This window comes from Vibrio sp. CJQ_6 (genome assembly GCF_043106745.1).
In the GTDB taxonomy this organism is placed as follows: Bacteria; Pseudomonadota; Gammaproteobacteria; order Enterobacterales; family Vibrionaceae; genus Vibrio; species Vibrio furnissii.
This window is the reverse complement of record NZ_JBICMV010000008.1, coordinates 880379-899334: the sequence shown is the minus strand read 5'-3', so window position 1 is coordinate 899334 and position 18956 is coordinate 880379. Positions and strand designations below refer to the sequence as shown.

The 18956-nt window shown below is 50.7% G+C and carries 21 protein-coding genes; 8 read left to right on the top strand and 13 right to left on the bottom strand.

The features are described 5' to 3' along the window. Nucleotides 1–224: 224 nt before the first annotated feature. The 8 genes from ACF8PK_RS06255 to ACF8PK_RS06220 form a co-directional block, all read right to left on the bottom strand. Nucleotides 225–1064, bottom strand: a complete 840-nt coding sequence (locus ACF8PK_RS06255; protein WP_038151119.1) for a patatin family protein — start codon at nt 1062–1064, stop codon at nt 225–227. A 103-nt stretch (nt 1065–1167) separates the two neighbouring features. Further along, nucleotides 1168–1935 carry a siderophore ferric iron reductase gene (locus tag ACF8PK_RS06250; RefSeq protein ID WP_055466843.1) on the bottom strand — a complete coding sequence of 256 codons (768 nt, stop codon included), beginning with the start codon at nt 1933–1935 and terminating at the stop codon, nt 1168–1170. 219 nt (nt 1936–2154) lie between these two features. Continuing rightward, nucleotides 2155–3330 carry a tetratricopeptide repeat protein gene (locus ACF8PK_RS06245; RefSeq protein WP_392440617.1) on the bottom strand — a complete coding sequence of 392 codons (1176 nt, stop codon included), beginning with the start codon at nt 3328–3330 and terminating at the stop codon, nt 2155–2157. Further along, a complete protein-coding gene (locus ACF8PK_RS06240; RefSeq protein WP_004725855.1) occupies nt 3330–3950 on the bottom strand; it encodes an energy transducer TonB in 621 nt (206 codons plus the stop codon). Before ACF8PK_RS06240 ends, ACF8PK_RS06245 begins: the two co-directional genes overlap by 1 nt. Further along, nucleotides 3950–4354, bottom strand: coding sequence for a biopolymer transporter ExbD (locus ACF8PK_RS06235; RefSeq protein ID WP_154181178.1), 405 nt, complete (start codon nt 4352–4354; stop codon nt 3950–3952). The genes ACF8PK_RS06240 and ACF8PK_RS06235 overlap by 1 nt, the downstream gene beginning before the upstream one ends. Then, on the bottom strand, nt 4351–4896 hold the full coding sequence (locus tag ACF8PK_RS06230; RefSeq protein WP_004725850.1) for a MotA/TolQ/ExbB proton channel family protein: 546 nt from the start codon (nt 4894–4896) through the stop codon (nt 4351–4353). The genes ACF8PK_RS06235 and ACF8PK_RS06230 overlap by 4 nt, the downstream gene beginning before the upstream one ends. A 9-nt stretch (nt 4897–4905) precedes the next feature. Then, nucleotides 4906–6273, bottom strand: a complete 1368-nt coding sequence (locus ACF8PK_RS06225; protein ID WP_392440552.1) for a MotA/TolQ/ExbB proton channel family protein — start codon at nt 6271–6273, stop codon at nt 4906–4908. Next, complete coding sequence (locus tag ACF8PK_RS06220; RefSeq protein ID WP_206980613.1) at nt 6273–7040, bottom strand: DUF3450 domain-containing protein; 768 nt, start codon at nt 7038–7040, stop codon at nt 6273–6275. Before ACF8PK_RS06220 ends, ACF8PK_RS06225 begins: the two co-directional genes overlap by 1 nt. A gap of 175 nt (nt 7041–7215) precedes the next feature. Here ACF8PK_RS06220 and ACF8PK_RS06215 point away from each other — a divergent pair, with 175 nt between their 5' ends. After that, nucleotides 7216–7743 (top strand): lipocalin family protein, encoded by a 528-nt coding sequence (locus ACF8PK_RS06215; protein WP_041942540.1) that lies wholly within the window; start codon nt 7216–7218, stop codon nt 7741–7743. Here ACF8PK_RS06215 and ACF8PK_RS06210 read toward each other — a convergent pair. Then, nucleotides 7708–8493 (bottom strand): MBL fold metallo-hydrolase, encoded by a 786-nt coding sequence (locus ACF8PK_RS06210; RefSeq protein ID WP_014205053.1) that lies wholly within the window; start codon nt 8491–8493, stop codon nt 7708–7710. The two genes, ACF8PK_RS06215 and ACF8PK_RS06210, sit on opposite strands and share 36 nt — an antisense overlap. Nucleotides 8494–8604: 111 nt before the next feature. Beyond that, on the bottom strand, nt 8605–9558 hold the full coding sequence (locus tag ACF8PK_RS06205; RefSeq protein WP_004725841.1) for a malate dehydrogenase: 954 nt from the start codon (nt 9556–9558) through the stop codon (nt 8605–8607). A 322-nt stretch (nt 9559–9880) separates the two neighbouring features. Here ACF8PK_RS06205 and ACF8PK_RS06200 point away from each other — a divergent pair, with 322 nt between their 5' ends. From ACF8PK_RS06200 to ACF8PK_RS06175, 6 genes are all read left to right on the top strand, one after another. Continuing rightward, complete coding sequence (locus ACF8PK_RS06200; RefSeq protein WP_172562236.1) at nt 9881–11173, top strand: extracellular solute-binding protein; 1293 nt, start codon at nt 9881–9883, stop codon at nt 11171–11173. Between the two features lie 150 nt (nt 11174–11323). Further along, a complete protein-coding gene (locus ACF8PK_RS06195) occupies nt 11324–12205 on the top strand; it encodes an ABC transporter permease subunit (protein WP_004725838.1) in 882 nt (293 codons plus the stop codon). 25 nt (nt 12206–12230) lie between these two features. Then, entirely contained in the window at nt 12231–13073 is an 843-nt protein-coding gene (gene ugpE, locus ACF8PK_RS06190; RefSeq protein WP_020331012.1) for a sn-glycerol-3-phosphate ABC transporter permease UgpE, read from the top strand. Nucleotides 13074–13125: 52 nt separating this feature from the next. Then, a complete protein-coding gene (locus ACF8PK_RS06185; protein ID WP_238809363.1) occupies nt 13126–14220 on the top strand; it encodes a sn-glycerol-3-phosphate import ATP-binding protein UgpC in 1095 nt (364 codons plus the stop codon). 8 nt (nt 14221–14228) lie between these two features. Next, on the top strand, nt 14229–14987 hold the full coding sequence (locus ACF8PK_RS06180; protein WP_208549850.1) for a DeoR/GlpR family DNA-binding transcription regulator: 759 nt from the start codon (nt 14229–14231) through the stop codon (nt 14985–14987). Between the two features lie 30 nt (nt 14988–15017). Beyond that, complete coding sequence (locus tag ACF8PK_RS06175) at nt 15018–15725, top strand: glycerophosphoryl diester phosphodiesterase (protein WP_392440548.1); 708 nt, start codon at nt 15018–15020, stop codon at nt 15723–15725. 83 nt (nt 15726–15808) lie between these two features. Here the strand turns inward: ACF8PK_RS06175 and ACF8PK_RS06170 are convergent, their stop codons facing one another. Then, a complete protein-coding gene (locus ACF8PK_RS06170) occupies nt 15809–16297 on the bottom strand; it encodes a YhcH/YjgK/YiaL family protein (protein ID WP_392440546.1) in 489 nt (162 codons plus the stop codon). Nucleotides 16298–16488: 191 nt separating this feature from the next. Here ACF8PK_RS06170 and ACF8PK_RS06165 point away from each other — a divergent pair, with 191 nt between their 5' ends. Next, a complete protein-coding gene (locus tag ACF8PK_RS06165; protein ID WP_392440544.1) occupies nt 16489–17319 on the top strand; it encodes a CPBP family intramembrane glutamic endopeptidase in 831 nt (276 codons plus the stop codon). Nucleotides 17320–17392: 73 nt separating this feature from the next. Here ACF8PK_RS06165 and ACF8PK_RS06160 read toward each other — a convergent pair whose 3' ends face one another. Beyond that, on the bottom strand, nt 17393–17962 hold the full coding sequence (locus ACF8PK_RS06160; RefSeq protein WP_004725823.1) for a DedA family protein: 570 nt from the start codon (nt 17960–17962) through the stop codon (nt 17393–17395). Between the two features lie 49 nt (nt 17963–18011). Beyond that, nucleotides 18012–18926, bottom strand: a complete 915-nt coding sequence (locus tag ACF8PK_RS06155; protein WP_392440542.1) for a hypothetical protein — start codon at nt 18924–18926, stop codon at nt 18012–18014. Nucleotides 18927–18956: the final 30 nt, after the last annotated feature.

The window sequence follows — 18956 nt, the reverse complement described above, 5'->3', positions numbered from 1 at the left end:
TCAGGGATGTGCTCTATTGTGGAAAGGTTATCGAATGAGGCCAAAAGCGTGAGTGTGACGATGCGAGAGTTATCATGCTTTATCATCCCCAACGCCATGGCCCTGTGTGACAAGTCGCGAGCCGCTTCAAACTTCTTCTTCGTACGTATTAGCAAGGCCAGCCAACACATCTTGATACGTCTCGATCTCACACACGAAAACGACCATTTTCTCTATAAAATTCATCATAAGGCTCCTTGGGACTGAATGTACGCTCTGCCCGCTTTCACACCCATGTCGTAACCGACATCAAGCAGCGGTTTCTTCATGGTTAAGCGCTTGACGGCAAAGTTTTCTGGCGGTGCGATCACGCGAATCGTCGCATCTTTCGGTGGATTGTGAATGAATTCCAACGAACCGTTGTATTTCTCAAAGCGGTGAATGATTGAGTTCGCCACATGAGGATGCTTTGAAAACAGGCGTTTCATCATCCATTCACTTTTCGGTTTCGCCATGTGATAGCTCAGCGGATGCGATAAGATCACAGTGATGTCACGAGCGCCGCGGCGATACGCTTCTTTCACTGGAATTGAATCGGCAATGCCGCCATCGGTGTAACAGCCCCCCGAAAAACATGGCGTGGGTTTGTACACTAGGGGCAGCGCCGACGTGGCTTCGATTGCGGTGGCAAAGTTGTCTTGCGTCACCCGATAGTAATCGGCTTTACCCGTGTCGACATTGGTGGCCGCCGCATAGAAAGGAATCGATGAGAACAAGCGTTCTTCATCCACAGGATAGATGCGGTTGGCTTCATCAATTAACCAGCGAACGTCCACCAAGCTACCACCACGAAGAAATCGACCTGGGTTGTAAAACTCTTTACTGGTCGCGAGTTTGGTGATGACTTGATAACTGCGCAGTGGCTGATTGGAAAGGTAACCCACAAGATTCGATGCCCCAGCAGACACACCCATCACGAAATCATAAGGTCGGTAGTTAAAATCCATGAAGGAATCTAACACGCCGCTGGCAAATATGCCGCGCATTGCTCCGCCTTCTACTACCAGTGCTGTTGTCTCTGCCATCTGCATGCTCCTCTTATCATTAATCTGTGATCAGGATAAGCCTATGCACGCCGAGCGCCAAATGGGTTTTAGTTATTAATCGAATAGGGATTGCATATGTAACTTAATGAACAAGCGTCAGCTCGAGCGCTTGCGCTTGTTTATTGACCGCTGCACGGGGGCAATCCGGACACACCTTGCGGCCGCTGCATTTGTAGACGAGGCAGCAACTGCTACGCACCAAGGTGAGTTGTTGGGATTTTGGATCCAATTTCAAGCTGGATAAGTGTTTGTCTGGCAGATCAAACGCCGCTAACCACACGCGCGCTTGCGTCAGAATTTGCGCGTTGGAATAGTGCGGCCGAAGTTGCTGCAATTTCACCAGACAACTCAAAAGCATGTCAGCTAAGAGATGCTGCGTAAACCCCGGACGAATCCGCACGAACTCGTTCATCTCTGCGCGATATTGTTCAAACAGCGTCGTCAATTGATGGGCCACGCGATGGATCAACTGCGTGCGATTGCCATGCTGCCATTCATGCGGTTCAAAACTGAATCCAGCCACAAACAGCGGACGGCGATATTGCGTCATGCGGGTAAAATCCGGCAACGCTTTTTGTGTGTAAACGGAGAGAAATGACAGGTACACCGGTTGCCAGCACAACAGCCCCCAGGTGCGAGTTAGCCAATAAGCTTGCCCAGCTTCAGGAGACGCGGCTTTGATTTCGTCATAAATTGCGGCAAACGTGTCGCCATTGTGACGTTCAAGCGCAATCGCCTCTTCCCCCGCTTGGGCAACCCCCACACGACCATCCAGATAAGGCGTAAGTTGTTGCGCATAGTGAAACAACGATTCAAAGGCGGCTTGGCTCTGCGTGCTGACCTTATTCATGACGAAGGATGATCCTGAAACTCGATGATGGGGTAAAGCATACAAAGAACCATTCTTGTTTGCAAATCAATATCATTTGCAAGTTACTATGATTTCATCATTCGCCCTAGCCCAGCGCTTGATTGGGCAACAAGCATTCAACGACGCCGATACCCGACAGGTGTTCAGAACGAAAAAAGACCTCACAAGGAGGTCTTTTCGAGATGGCGTTGCGATGTATTACGACGTTTGGCGCGTCTGAATTTGACGCAACTGCGTGAGGTATTTGATCCAGCCTTTCGCTTCATCTGACGGGTCAAGATTGTTTGAACGCTTCGCTTGAATCAGCGCCTCTTCCAAATGGTTAAGCTTGTACAGCGCCCGCGCTCGTGCCAAAGCCACTTGCGGCTGACGATCTTTTTCTTTCACGTGGTCGAGTTCGCTCAACGCAGAGCGGTACTCGCCTTTTTGATTGAGCAATTGGGCGACGTTCCAGTGGTAGCGACGATCAAATTTGGCAGCCAACGTCCAAGTTTCAATCGCGCGATCCCACTCTTTGGCGCGTTGCCAGTAGAAGGCACGCTCGGTGATCAGTTGAATGTCTGAGTCCGCTTCATCGAGTAACTCAATCACACGTGCAGCGCGCTCAGGCACACCATTTTGCGCATAAAGTTGCGCCAACAAACGCAGGTCGTGCTGACTTAACGCCACACCTTGCAATTTAGCCAGACCCAAGCTGCTAAGAGCATCTTTCTTCTGACCGGTACGGAGTTCTAAACTGACCAGTTGCAGCCACCAGTTGCCTTTCTCCGGCTCCAGCGCAATGAGGCGCTTCAAGGTTGGAATGGCATCTTTCCACTTCTCCAATTGAAGCTGAGCACCCAGTTTGACCGACAGTGGCGTCACTTCGTCTGGGCGTTTAAAACCTTCATAACGTGCAATCGCATTGAGTGACTTTTGCCACTGCTGCGCTTGATAATGAATTTGCCCAATGCGCAGCCACAGTTCATACACCTTTTGATCTTTCGGTGCTGACTTGACCAGCTCATAGTAGTGCGGCAATGCTTGCTTGTATTGCTGATTCATCAGCAGCAAATCGGCCAGCATGCGACGCGTCGTCCACCCTTGATCATCAACCAGTTGACCACTTGAAACCGCATCATTCAACGATTGAATCGCCGGTTTCAGTTGCTCGTTTTGCCAATAAAACACACCCAACATTCGCGCAAAGTACGCTTTGTCGTAAGCACGCGTCACCTCAGAATTTTTCAACGTGTTGATGGCTTCCCTTAACTTGTTATCTTGCGCAAGTTGGTTGGCGCGCATCGCTTTGTTGGCCGCGTATTGGCTCAGTTCCGCCGCTGTCGCAAGTGACGCCGAGCTCATCAGCAATAGACAGACGATTAATCGTTTCATCATTTGGCTAATTTAAACTCCAGTTTTACGGTTTGACCCGGCTGAGATACGGCACTGCCATCCAATAGTTTGGGTTGGTATTTCCAGTTTCTCAACGCGTGCATTGCCTCACGTTCAAACATACGACGCGGATTGGCATCAACCACTTCGATGTCGGTCGGACGACCCGTTTCGTCAATGGTAAATTTAAGCACCACATAGCCTTCAACACCCCGCTTCAACGCACGCGGCGGATAACTTGGCTCAACACGATAGAGTGGCAGCGCTTGTTGGTTCACACCAAAGTCACCAAAGGTTGGCGCGCTGATTTCTATGCCATTGATCGCCGTATCCAAACCCAGTGACGGTACGCTGGTTGGCGAAACGGTGTTGCTGGCCGTTGTCTGTTTTTGTGATACCGGTGTTTCTGGCGGCTGTTCCGGGGCTTTCGGTTGCTCCGGAACACTGCGTTGGCGGCGTTGCACATCCTGCTCTTGTTCCACCATCACCATGTTAAAGCTCAGCGATTCGCCTTGCTTAGGTGCTCGCATGCCGTCGTTGTTGACCATCCATGCCATAAAGGCAAACAACCCAATCGAGATGCTTGCGGCAAATGGCATGGCTAACAATAGACGCCCCATTAGCGTTTCTCCGCAGCCAAGGCAATGTTCTTCACGCCCGCGCCTTTCGCCGCATCCATCACTTTAACCACCGTGCCGTTGTAGGCATGTTCATCCGCCTGAATCACCAAAGAGGCTTCCGGTTGTTCCAGTAAGAGATGTTCCAACGTGGCTTGAACGCGCTCCACATCAACCTGACGTTTATCAATATAAATGTCGTTGGCTGAGGTAATGGCCACGAAAATGCCCGCATCTTTCTGCGCCACCACATTGGCCGCAGACGGACGATTCACTTCCACACCGGACTCTCGCACAAACGAGCTGGTCACGATGAAGAAGATCAACATGATGAATACGATATCCAGCATTGAGGTGAGGTCGATTTGCGCCTCTTCTTGTTTCGACTGACGTCGACCGAGTCTCATCGCTGACTCCTTAACGATTTTTCTAATTTCAGTTCAAACAGGCGACAGGTTTTAGCCAAACGCGCGTGCACGAACATACCGGCCAGCGCAGCGACCATGCCTGCCATAGTGGGCAGAGTCGCAAGAGAGATGCCTGACGCCATTAATTTTGGATTGCTGCTGCCTTGGGTTGCCATCACATCAAACACCGAGATCATCCCGGTGACGGTGCCAAGCAGTCCGAGCATCGGACAAATGGCAACCAGTACTTTGATGACGTTGAGGTTTTGTGTCAGTGCGATATGAGCCTGACCAATCCACCCTTCACGAATGGCATGTGCGTGCCACGATTGATGATCGCGGCGCGCATGCCACTGTTCAACCCACTGCTTACGTTGTTTAGGAAACGTGAAGGCGAGATAAATCACGCGCTCCACCACCAACAGCCAACATAAAGCGACGACCGCAGCCAGCCACCAAAGCACTGTTCCGCCCTGAGCCATAAACTCTGACAGTGGCAAAAACAGATTTTTCAGTGAAAACAACCAGTCTGCTTGGTTCATCTTGATTCCTTACGCTGCGTTGCCAACCACGCTAGAAGCTGGCGTCACGCCACATTCGCGTTCCGCTTCTTCCGCGACCAGACCAATCCCCTGTTTCTCCAGAATATTGCGGATATTTTCTGCTTGGGTACTGAGGATGTTGTGCGCCAGCAACAGTGGCATGGCCGCCACAAGGCCAAGCACCGTGGTGACCAGTGCCATTGAGATACCGCCCGCCATTACTTTTGGATCGCCGTTACCAAACTGAGTGATCACTTGGAAGGTCTCAATCATCCCGGTCACCGTACCGAGCAGACCCAGCATCGGTGCCAGTGCAGCCAGCAGTTTCAGCATCGACAGTCCTTTTTCAAGCCCCGCTTGCTCATCCACGACTGCTTCAAGCAAGCGTAGTTCCAGCGCTTCCACGCTGCGGTTTTGTTCTTTGTTGTAGACCGAAAGAATGCGACCCAGCGGGTTGTTGCCCGGTTGATTTGGCGTTTTCAGTTGCGCTTTGATTTTCTGACGTGCGATCGCCAGAACCACACCGCGATACACACCAATGATCAGGCCCACGGCCAGTAGCACCAGAATGATCTTGCCGATCACACCACCCGCTTCAAGGCGTTGTTTTAGCGTCGGTGCTTGTGCCAGTTGTTCAAGTAACGTGCCACGCGATGGGTCAAGAACCACAGGCGCGGTGTCACCTTGTGCGATCGCCGTGAGTGAAGACGACGTTGGGCCGTTATCAGGCTGTTTGTGATAAGCGATGGCATCTTTACGTGCGTTGTTCCAACTCACGTAACCTTGGTCTGTTACCAAACCGAGCGCACCAATTCGTGTTGCGGACGCACTGTGCGTGCGGCCTTCGCCATCAATGAAGTTGATGTCGTGCGTGCTGATTTCGCCACTGGCGACAATCTGTTCATCCATCGCATGCCACAAGCCGACCAGTTGTTTCATCGAAGGCAGTGATTTGGCCGCCACAATGTCATCAATGACGGATGCGTATTGTTGACGATCTACGCCAGTAACGGAGTGTTCTAGCTCAGCTTTGATCTCTTTGGCGTTTTGACGCACAACGCCAAAAATTTCGCCTAAACTGCCCGTTTCTAAGCGCAGTTTTTCTTCCAAACGCGCGAGGCTGTTTTCATTTTTGCTGAATTGAGCTGACAGTTTGTCGGCTTCTGCTTGCAACGCATTACGTTTGGCAATCAACGCCGCTTTTTCTGCTTTTAGTTCTTGTTCGGTTTTCTTGAAATCCGCTTCGCGTTTCACGTTGTGTGTTTGCTCTGTGCGGTTTTCCGTTCTCGCTTGTTGCACTAAGTCTGTCGCGGCGAATGTTGGCGCGGTCAGAATCAGGCTCAGCCCCATCACAGAGACAAGTTTATTCAAGGTCATTATTTTGCCTCCGCTTGAGTCAGCGATACAGGAAGCGTCAACAAGGTGGGTGCAATTTGTTGATTCGCCAGGTTGTAAGCCGTATCGAGATCGGCTTTATTACTGCCGCTCACCGCAGACCACTGTTTCTGTGTTTGATCCCAAGACCAGTACTGCGTGGCGTTCAGGTTACGCGCAATCAGCGACACGCGGCCAAGGTAAAGAATATCTGCTTTCACCGCATCGTTCTCAGCCAGTTGAATGGTGTCTTGGTAAACGCCCAGCTTCGAACCGTAATCCATCTCAATTTGGTAGGCTTCTAAAATACGACGGTATTTTTCTGCATCGCTGACATCTGCACGTGGCATCAGTGCTTTGAGTTTTTCGATGCGGTCTTCACGAGCCGTCAGGCGAATGGGTTTATCTTCGCTCAGGTTGGTTTGCAGCCCATCAATCATTTGGTACATCAATGGCACAATGCCTTGACGAGTTTGATTGATTTCGACGATTTGCTCTTGAAGGCTGGTGATTTCGCTGTCTTGGCTTACAACCAATGAGGCCAAGTGGTCGCGGTAAACGCTGAGGTTTTTGACCTCTTCGTTCAATTGTTCGATTTCCGATTGCAGTTCCATCGCGGCGGCCGAGCTTTTGTCGATCGTGCGCTGGCTGGATGCAGACGCTGCATTGGTTTTGTTCTGAATGGCTTTCGCATCGTCCAGAGTATTGGCATAAGCTGGAAGCATGGTCGCTGCAGAAAGCAGTACTAGGCTAGGTTTTAAAAGGTTCATCATTGTAATCATTTACCGCGTGAGAATGCGAATATGTTATTGATAAAAGCTCTCATTATCAACTAAGTTTGCCATTCTATCCGCTTTTCCTGCTGGCGACAATCACGCGATGAATAATGATCGTCTATGCGTTATCTTCCGTATGCCCTTTCACGTGTATAAAAAGGATAGTGTTATGAAATTGTTGAAATTTAATCTATTCGTGGTGTTGATGATGTTGCTCGCGGGATGCACCGGAACGCCGGATAAAGTGACGCCGGTCGGCCATTTTGAGCTCAATCGATACTTAGGAACGTGGTATGAAATTGCGCGACTCGACCACAGTTTTGAGCGGGGTTTAAACCAGATCAGCGCCACTTATTCACGCAATGACGACGGCAGCGTCAAGGTCATCAATCGAGGCTGGAATGACCATGCGCAACAATGGCAGGAAGCCGAAGGCAAAGCCAAGTTTGTCGCCTCACCGGACATCGCGCATTTGAAAGTGTCGTTCTTTGGCCCGTTTTATGGCAGTTATGTGGTGTTTGATTTGAAAGATGATTACTCGTTGGCGCTGGTCAGCGGCTACAACACCGACTATCTATGGCTGCTGTCACGCACACCGACCATTGCCGACAATGAATTACAAGCCGCCCTCAAAAAAGCGCAGGCGGCGGGCTTTGATACCTCAAAGCTGATTTTTCCGTTCCAGAAAGCCAAATAACCACACCGATTTGAGCACACTTTTCGCTTTGAGCTTGGCGACACGCCAATGGGTCGCCGGGCGAACCGGCGCAGTATCGATTAGGTGCTGATACGCCGCTTCATCAAACGGAATGTCCTGACCATGCGCGAGCAATAATGTGTTGGGGGCAAGATCCAAAACACGTTTGACCGAGCGGCGATACTGATTCGGATAGAAAATCGGAAAGGGAGAAATCAACCGCTTCTTCACTTCGACAATCAAATCGGCCACATACAGGATGCCCTGTTCAGCGTGATACACCGACAAATCGCGGTCAGTGTGTCCTGGCGTTTCTAACACCTGCCACTCATCAAACCCGGGGATGGTGTCACCGTCAGACACACGAACGTCCGCCAGTAGCTTACGGGCAAACCATAAGCGGCGCTTGGGGCTGCGCAGGCGATTCGCCATCCAGTGTGCGAGCGCCAAATCGGTCAGGTACATCAACACACCCTCCCAACCTTGATACCAATGGGTTGCCTTATTGGCCGACACGATGTGGCAGCCCGTCAACTCGCGCAATTTGTGCGCGCCGCCCGCGTGATCAGGATGCATGTGAGTCACGACAACGGTCTTGAGGTCACTCAGTGGACGCTCAAGCGTCGTTTCGATAAAAGCTTGAATCATCGGCACGTCGGCGCGGCTGGCACCATCAAGTAACAGCAGTTTATCGGGGTATTCGGCGAGGTAGATGTTCTGAATGTAGCCTTTAAGAGTATGTAATTTCACGCGTTTCCTTTGCTGTTCTATCCATTCCTTGGATGGAGTAAGCATAGCAGCCTTCGCAGCGCTGGCACGTAAAAACCGCAACGGGCGAGCAAAAATACTCGCCCGATCAAATTAGTAGCTCAATCCCGTCGATTTGGCGACGTTTATCATGTTTTCTCGCAAGTTGTCTGCAATCGACACCAGCGTCTGCATTTCGGCATCGGTAAATGGATGAATCAGGATTTTTTCCACCCCATTTCGCCCTACCACCGCAGGCAAACTCAGCACCACATCGTTGAGGCCATATTCCCCTCGCAACAAGGTACCTACTGGCAGCACAGAATGTTCGTTGATGGTCACCGCCTGAATAATACGAAACACACTGGCCGCGATACCGTGCGTGGTGTTGTTTTTACGTTTGAAAATTTCATAACCCGCCTGTTTGACAGACTCCAACAACTCATCGGCGTCAATGCGGTCAAGATGGTTGGCATCACAGTAATAGTCTGCGGCTTGTCCGGCGATACTGATTAAGCTTTTCGGGGTAAAACAGTGACTACCGTGTTCACCCAGCACGTAACCAAACACGTTTTTCGGATCGAGATTGACGCGCTGGGCGACAATGGTCATCAAACGCGCGGTATCCACCACGCAACCTGCCGAGATCACCCGGCCCGGGCTGTAACCGGTGTTGGCGACGATGCTGTGCGTGACAATGTCACAAGGATTGGTCACGACAATCAACACCGCTTTCGGAGCAACACGCTCAATTTTTTTCGCGATATCCACACCAATTTTGCTATTGATTTCAGCCAGATCCATCCGTGACTGGCCTTGCTGAATTTGCGCGCCAGCGGTGATCACCACGATGTCGGCACCAATCAGCTCCAGATAATCGTCCGTGGGCACAATGCGGGTATTTTTAGAAAAGGTCAGCGCCGCCGTGTGGCGAAAATCGAACACTTCCCCTTCCGCGCGCGCCACATCGCGGTCCAATAAAATCAGTTCACTCACACTGCCTAAGGTCAACAAGTAGTTACAGATCCCAACCCCAACAGCGCCTGCCCCAATCACACCTATTTTCATTTTCTTTCCCTGATAAAAACGACAATAACGTCCAGTGATGTTACTAATCTTAGCAATCTTTGTTCCAATTATATTTTGTATTTTTCTCATATTCTGGCGTTTTGAACTGAGATATTGCGCCTTATTAGGTCATTCATAAGTATTTATGCGCTATCACTGTGCAATCGTCCGATAAACCACAGCCTGTGATGCCGCGCACGCGATCCATAAATCTTTCATCGGAATGAAATTTAACGTCCACGGATGTGACATATTTCTTCGCCACCATAGCGTCAAACGAAACAAGAACAGTCTCGTTCGAAACTCAACAAGGGAAAACACAATGAATAAGCTATGGTTAGCGGGTCTGCTGTCAGCAACCTTTTCAGGATCCAGTTTAGCGGCAACAGAAATCACGTGGTGGCACGCCATGGGCGGTCAGTTGGGCGAAACCGTGAACAAGATTGCGTCCGATTTCAATGCATCGCAGAACGACTACAAAATCACGCCCGTTTATAAAGGTGAATACACTGAAACATTGACGGCCGGTATTGCGGCATTTCGTGCGGGCCAATCACCAAACATTCTTCAGGTGTTTGATGCCGGCGCAGCAACCATCATGAATGCGCCGGGTGTGGCAAAACCCGTGCAAGACATCATGATCGATGCGGGCTATTCATTTAACGCCAAAGATTACCTGGCGGGCGTGCGTAACTTCTATGCCGACAACGATGGCAAAATGGTGGGCATGCCATTTAACTCTTCAACACCGGTGCTCTACTACAACAAAGACATTCTGAGCACCGTAGATGGCGAAGCGCCAAAAACGTACGAGCAGCTTGAAGCGCTGGCAGCGAAGCTGAAATCCAAAGGTTACGTGGCATTTTCTCAGTCACACACCCCTTGGATCATGTTTGAGAACTTCAAATCGCGCCATGACCTGCCTCTTTCTGATCACAAGAACGGCTACGAATCACTCTCTTCTAAGCTGATGTTCAACACCCAAGACATGGTGATGCATTTCAAGAAACTCAAAGAGTGGTCGGACAAAGGTTACTTCAAATACTACGGCAGTAACTGGGATGCAAACCAGACGCCATTTGAACGTCAAGAAGTGGCGATGTGGATGGGCTCTTCGGGTTCATTCGGCGGCCTGCGTAACCGCGTGACCTTCAATTTGGGCACCACATACCTGCCTTACTGGCAGTCGCTGAACGCCAAAGGCACACACACCTTTATCGGCGGTGCGGCGCTGTTTGCGCTTAATGGCCATCCGAAAGCGGAAGACAAAGCGGTCGCGGCCTTCTTCGCTTATCTCACTCGCCCGGAAGTGCAAATGTACTGGCACGAAACCACCGGTTACGTGCCCGTCACCAACGCGGCTTATGACATGACCAAAGCCTCCGGGTACTACACCAAGCAGCCGGACGCAGAAGTGGGCGTGAAACAGCTGAGCCTGGCATCGGGTGAATGGACCAAAGGCTACCGCCTCGGTTACTACCCGCAGATTCGTGAAGTGATGCACCGTGAATTCGACAACATTTTCGCAGGTCGTGCTTCGGTTGAAGCGAGCCTGAACAAAGTCGAAGACGAAAGTGAAAAACTGCTGAATCGCTTCGCACGCACCGTGCAATAACGCGCTCGCCTGCTTATTCACCAGAGTAAGCAGGCTTTCTTTTTGATGCTGTTTTCGCTTGCGCGAAAAGTAGCTAACCCAACCCCAAGATACCGGGAAGTTGTTCGCTTCACCGGATATTCTCGGGGTTAAGCATTACTGGAAAGAGTCGTGGAACGTCGACAACAATTTTTTCACTCACCACTGCCTTATGTTTTGCTGGCGCCTCAAATCGTGATCATCGCGATCTTCTTCGTGTATCCGGCGGCAAAAGCAGTTTATCTCTCATTCATGCTGGAAGACCCGTGGGGCATGTCCTCCACGTTCGTCTGGTTTGAAAACTACCAGATGCTGTTTCAATCGAGCGACTATCTGGAATCACTCGGTTTCACCGTGCTGTTTTCGGTACTGGTCTCGTTTTTGTCACTGGCCATCGCGCTGCTGCTGGCCGTCAAAGCCGACAATGTGATTCACGGCCAAGGCTCGTACAAAGTAACGCTGACTTGGGTGTACGCCGTCGCGCCAGCCGTCGCGGGCATCATCGGCGGATTTTTGTTTAACCCACACATCGGTGTGCTGACCGATTTCTTCGCCAAAGTCGGTTGGACATTCAGCGTTCAAACCGACCCGTTCGATGCCACTTTTGCACTCGTTTTGGTGTCGGTGTGGAAACAGGTCGCGGTCAACTTCGTTTATTTTCTTGCTGGATTGCAGTCAATTTCTTACGCGGTCAAAGAAGCAGCCACGCTTGATTGCGTTAGCGACAGCAAACGCTTCTGGACAATTACCTTTCCGCTGTTGGCACCAACGGGCTTTTTCCTCTTGGTGATCAACCTGACGTACGCCTTTTTCGAAACGTTTGGCGTGATTGACACCATGACCAACGGCGGCCCCGGCGGCACCACCACCTCGCTGGTGTACAAGGTGTATCGCGACGGGTTTGTGGGAGCTGATTTGGGCGGCAGTTCGGCGCAATCCGTGGTGCTTTTGCTGCTGGTGCTCGGCCTGACATTCATTCAATTCCGCTTTGTTGAAAAGCGCGTGCACTACTGATGGACACGATGTTTAAGGAATGACTATGAAAAGCAATAAACTGTCGGATCACGTGATCCTGATTGCCGGCGCACTGTTTATGCTGGCGCCGATTTGGCTGATTTTCGCCAGTTCGACCCACAATCCGAACACCATCATCAGTGAAGGTCTGCAATGGAGCATCGGCGATAACCTGTCGGCGGTGTACGACGAAGCGTGGAATAAAAGCCTCGGCTTTGCCGGTAACGTCACCGCCAGCACCATGATTTTTAACTCGATGGTGATGGGGCTTGGCTTTGCGATTGGCAAAATCATCATCTCGATGATGGCGGCGTTTGCGCTGGTTTACTTTCGTTTGCCGTATGCCAGCGCGTGGTTTTGGCTGATTTTCGTCACGCTACTGCTGCCGCTGGAAGTACGCATCATCCCCTCTTATGAAGTGGTGTCCGGCCTTGGCATGCTCAACAGTTACACCGGATTAATTCTGCCGTTGATTGCGTCGGCAACCGCGACCTTCTTCTTTCGTCAGTTTTTTAAAACCATTCCTGACGAATTGCTGGAAGCGGCGCAACTCGATAACGCCGGGCCAATTCGATTCTTCATCGATATTCTGTTTCCACTCTCAAAAACCATGATGGCGGCGATTTTTATCATCATGTTTGTCGTCGGCTGGAACCAATATTTATGGCCCATCATGATGACCACCGATGAGCACTACAACACCATCGTGATGGGTATTAAACAGATTCTGAACAACATTAATGAGACCAACCTGCCCCGCTATGACTACGCCTTCGCCATGGTCATTCTTGCGATGCTGCCGCCGGTTTTGGTGGTGGTGGTGTTCCAGCGTTGGTTTGTGAAAGGACTTGTCGAAAGTGAAAAATAATTCCGTGATGCATTTAGTACACAGCGCAGCGCGCAAGGAGCAGGACAACGTGATGCTCGATATCAAACAACTGGTGAAAACCTACGAAAACGGCCACCGCGCAGTCAAAGGGGTCGACTTATCGATTCAGCAAGGTGAATTCATTGTACTGGTTGGCCCGTCTGGCTGTGGCAAGTCATCCATTTTGCGCTCCATCGCCGGGTTGGAGTCAATCAGCAGCGGCGAAATTCATTTGGGCGGCCGTCGTGTCGATAATGAGAAACCCGCCAAGCGCGACATCGCCATGGTGTTTCAGAACTACGCACTCTACCCGCACATGAGCGTGTACGATAACCTGGCGTACGGGCTGAAAAATCGCGGTGTGGATAAAAGCACCATCGATGAGAAAATTCGCAAGGTCGCTAAAACGCTCAAGATTGATGAATACCTCGATCGCAAACCGTCGAAACTTTCGGGCGGTCAGCGCCAGCGTGTGGCCATGGGCCGTGCGATTGTGCGCGATCCGCAGCTGTTTCTGTTCGATGAACCGCTCTCTAACCTCGATGCCGCGCTGCGCGCGCACATGCGTCTAGAGATTAAAAAGCTGCAACGTGAATTGGGCGTCACCAGTGTGTATGTGACGCACGATCAGGTTGAAGCAATGACGCTGGCCGATCGCATTGTGGTGCTCAAGCAAGGTGAAATTGAACAGGTCGGCACACCCGCTGAAGTGTATCACCAACCCGCCAGTACCTTTGTGGCCAGCTTTATCGGCAGTCCGGCGATGAACTTTCTGCCCGCGTCGCTGAAAAACGGTCGCTTGCATGTCGCCGGACAACAGTGTTATCTGCCCGAATATGATGGCTTGAGCGCCGAATCGATCACGCTCGGCATTCGTCCTGAGCATGCGCAACTCAATTGCAGCGAACACACGCTGTGCTTTGAACTCGATATCAACGTCGTCGAACCGCTGGGGCCAAATCAACTGGTGCATGGCCGCATCATTGGCTTGGAAAGCGAGCGCGATTTCATTGCCGTTACGCCGGAAATGGCGCTGCAGATCCACGATCCACTCACGCTGTCGGTGACACCCGACAACCTGCATCTGTTTGATGAACATGGCAAGCGACTCTGCCCTGTTTCTCTGGCTCAACGCGCGATTGCGTAAGGATACGTGTGAGTTTATCGACCCGACAAAAACAGATTCTGGCGTATTTGCAACAGGCGCACGGCGTGCTCTCTAGCGCGCTGTTGTCTGAACGCTTTGATGTTTCGGTGCAAACCATTCGCAAAGACATGAACGATTTGAGCGACAAAGGCATGGTGCGCCGCGTGCATGGCGGGATTTCGCTCCCCAGTGCCAACGACAATCTCTCCTTCACCAATCGGGAGCTGATCAATCTCTCCGCGAAGCAGAAAATAGCGCAACGCGTGGTGGACCAATTGCCCGAAGGCAGCAGTATTTTTCTGGGCATCGGCACCACGCCGAAACATGTGGCGCACGCACTGCTGGATCACCCGGGGCTGACCGTGGTCACCAACAACATCAACGCCGCATTAACCTTAAGCCGCAACCCCAACATGGCGATTCACCTCGCGGGCGGCGCGGTTCGCCCGTCGGATGAAGATACGGTCGGCGAAGCCACCACCCACTTCTATCGTCAATTTAACATCAAGATTGGTATTTTCGGTGTGGGCGGTTTGAACGACAAAGGTCAGTTGCTCGATTTCACGCCAGAAGAAGCCCATCTGACTCGCGCCATCATCGAACAGAGCGAACAATGTTGGTTAGTTGCAGACAAAACTAAATTGGGGCGCTATGCTCCGGTGGTTAGCGGTAAACTGTCTGAAATACAACGACTCTTTGTCGATCTCGCCACACCTGAGATGACACAATTGTGTCAGCATCATTACGTCGATATGGTCGTGGCGTAGTTCGCCAATCTCAAAGCTTAAGGAAGCGTTATGTCTCCGATTATTGTGGGTCACCGAGGCGTGGCCGGAACTTTCCCGGAAAATACCCGAGTCAGCGTACAGGCTGCGATCGATATGGGCCTCAAGTGGGTCGAAATCGATGTTCAGCCCACCCAAGATCATGTCCTGATCGTGTGTCACGATCACACCATCAACCGTTGCAGTAACGGCAAAGGCCGCGTCGATGCCTACACGTTGGAAGAACTGCGCGAATTTGACTTCGGCGGCTGGTTTGACACCAAGTTCAGCGGCGAACCCATCATGACGCTGCAAGAACTGCTCGAACTGGCGGCTGCCAACGATTTAGGGTTGAACATCGAAGTCAAAGTCGACAATCACGATGTGGCGCAAGTGGCGTCGCAACTCAAAGCGCAACTGGATCAAAGCCCGTTGGCGCAAGAGAAGATTCTGCTGTCGAGTTTCAGTCATGACATCATTCGCGAACTCCACCAGCACTGCCCGGGTTATAAGCTCGGCGTGCTCAGCGAGCGATTGTCTGCCAAAGACAAAGCGGTCCTCAAAGAAGTGAACGCATTCAGTGCCAACTTAAATTACCGCTGGTTGACAGAAAAGCATGTGCAAACCTTGCGCCAAGACGGCTATCAAATCTGGTGTTACACGGTCAACGATGGCGATAAGTTTCCTTTGCTCAATCAAGTGGATGCTATTTTCTCCGACAGGCCAAGTCGCTTTATTTAACGTCAACACTGTCGAACACAAAAATGCCCGCGTCATGCGGGCGTTTTTTTTTCAACGATCATCACTGATCAGGCGCTGGTGACTTACGCAAACAGCGCTTTATCCACCTTAATCACCATTTTGCGTACAGGCATCGGCTGTTCGTCAGTCGCAATCAACGGACGATGAGGTTGACCTGGGTAAAATACGATGAAATCGCCCGCTTGAATGGAGACAAACAGCTCATCATTCAGTTGTTCACTAAATGCCAAGTCACGATCATCGAGCATGTCTTCATCCAACGCATCAAATGGCGTAAGGCTATAACCAAAGGTTTCGCGGCCTTGCAGCAAAATCTGCACGTCCAGATAACGGCGGTGACACTCCGATTTACGCTGCGCAAGATGTTGCGTGTGGTCGTTCATGATGAAGAAAAACGCGCGCTCGCCATCCAGCTCATGACGGCCGCTTGCCATCGGCGTGCCCTCTTTTTCTGCATCGGCCAATTTAGCCAGCGCTTCGCGAATCAACGTAAGGAGCTTAGGTGATAAACATTGCGCAAATTCAAGTTGTGAAGTCTTACCAATAAACACAAGAATGGTCCTTTATTTGTCGTTTCTGCCATCTATATTACTCTCATATTCCGTAAGGGAAAATGAAATTTAAAACATTGTTTCAAATAATTAGAACTCTGTACTGACTGGTAGAATCTGTTTCTTGTGCCGTGTTGCATAGAATCGCCGCCTTTCGTGCGATGAGCACCATAAACTCTGTGGAAAACAACATGAACATCACTAGCTCGCTGTGGATTTGGATCCCATTGATCCTCGCGATTCTTGCCGCGCTGTGCAAACAACGCCCGGCCGCGCTGACTTTATTGGCGGTGACTTTAGCGGGGGCGTGGCTGGGCGATAAGCTCTCCACTCTCGCGCTATTGATCAGCCTGCTTGGATTAGGCTTAGGCGCTCTCATTCCCAAGCTCACCGGTTATAAACACACACTGGCTTGGTGCGGATTGCTGCTGTGGTGCGTGGCATTGATGATTCACGCCCTCCCCGGCTTTGGCAACACACAAGTTCTCGATAAGGTGATTTCCGGCCCGATGAGTATGCCGTTTTCGCTCTATCTCAACATCGACAAACCTTTGGTCTTCTTTGCGCTTTGGCTGGCATTTCCAGCGCTGCTAGGCACGCAAGCGGCCCCTCAATGGCGAAAGACGCTATGTGTTTTACCGCCACTGCTCGGGTTGTTGTTGGTCGCTTGGGTTTTAGGCGCTCTGAAACCCGAGTTTTCGCTACCGGATTGGCTGTGGCTGTTTGCGCTCAACAACCTGCTGCTAACGTGTGTGGTTGAAGAAGCACTGTTTCGCGGTGTGATTCAGCAAACATTGACACGCGTGGGCGGCACCATCGTGGGCATTTTGAGTGCAAGTCTGCTGTTTGGCTTAGCCCATGTGGCTGGCGGATTGCTCTTGGTCATGTTCGCCGCATTGGCGGGTTTGGGATATGGTTTGGCGTATCACTGGAGTGGCCGACTCTGGGTCGCGGTCCTGTTCCATTTCGCCTTTAACCTCACGCATCTGGTTTTCTTTACCTACCCCGCATTAGCGCGCTAAATCAATGAATGCGTTAAGTAAATTAATCAGTTAAATAAAACGCCCTGGGTGAAAAACCAAGGGCGTCATGATGTTATTGAGTATCTGATGGTGAACGTTTCTTGCGATGACGTAGAAACCAAGCGACTACGCCAACGAGCGCAATGACGGCGAAGGCCTGCATCTCATAATGCTTGATGTTGCCAATTACTATTTCCAGCGTATTGCCAAACAGATAGCCCAATACACCCACAGTAATCGCCCAGAAAGCCGCGCCAATGACATTAAAAATCAGAAAACGCAGCGGCGGCACTTTACTTGCCCCAATCAAAAACGGCGTGACCGTACGCAAACCGTACAAAAACCGAAATCCTAAGATCAGTAGAATTTGGTGTTTATCCAGCAGTTCAAACACACGCTGAGATTTTTGTTGCCAATGGGGCCGTTTGGCCAACGCTTGTTTGCCCTTGATTCGGCCGATGTAGTAATACAGTTGATCGCCAAACAAGGTACCTGCAAACGCACACACAATGACCCAAGGCAACTCTAAATAGCTCCGATGCGCAGCAAAGCCGCCTAAAACCAGAATGGTTTCCCCTTCAAAAAAGGTCCCGGCCGCAATGGCAAAATAGCCATAATCCGAAATCAATTGTTCTAAAGACATATGTGCGCTTGCCGCTCCCTTTTCTCAGTCTGCTATCGCTTAATAGCACTTAATCATAGGGGCGTTCAATATCAAATCGTTCCATGATTTTAAATATCGTCTTCTTCAACAGATTTTTGAGGTAGTAGGTGTGAATTTTGGCATCGATGATGGTGGTGTCATCGTCATGAGCAAGGGTATGAATTCCATCGCTGTAAGGCGCGACCGGATGCAGTTCATTGACGTAGGACTCTGAATAGTCTGTCGGCGTCAACGTGTTGATTCGGATCACCAACAAGCTTTTGCCATAACCGCCATCGCAGTTTTGTCCAAAGCGATACAGATCGCCTTCATGTTTTAAGATGGCGCCACCATTTCGACCGCCACACACATCGCGACAAATGGGAGATAATGGATGCTCTTGATACGGTCCGGCGAACTCATCGGAGATAAACAGATGCTGCGTGAATGGATCGCTGGCGCCAGAGGTGAACAGATACCAATATCCTTGATGTTCCACCACGGAGGTATCCACATAATCGCCACCAGACAGCAGCGCCTGATGCCAAACGAATTGTTGGGTCGCACGGTCAAACCGATACAGCGCCACTTCACGGCGATCGCTGGTTTCCGGAATGGCGTAATAGTCACCCTGATGTTCCATCACCAACGGATACGATTTATGCCCACCGAGGGCATTGATAGCATCAAAAAAAGGGTATTCTTTTCCGGATAAGTCGAAACATTTGAGTTTGCCCTTACCGCGCAGATAGTCAAAGACTTCGCAGGCAAGGTACTGTTGATGATCGAGTGTAAATAAGAACGGGTCGGCAACAAAATCGTAGTGCTGAACTGGAAACCACTCCATATTGTTCGGCTGAACGCCCATGGTAAGCACCTCATTGAGGCTTTGATGCACGATCCCTATGCGCCATTGTTCCAATTCAAACATTTTGCTGTGCAGCGTTTTAATGGCAGTAAGCACACTTAATTCCCCATATTTGGGTGTCAGCAA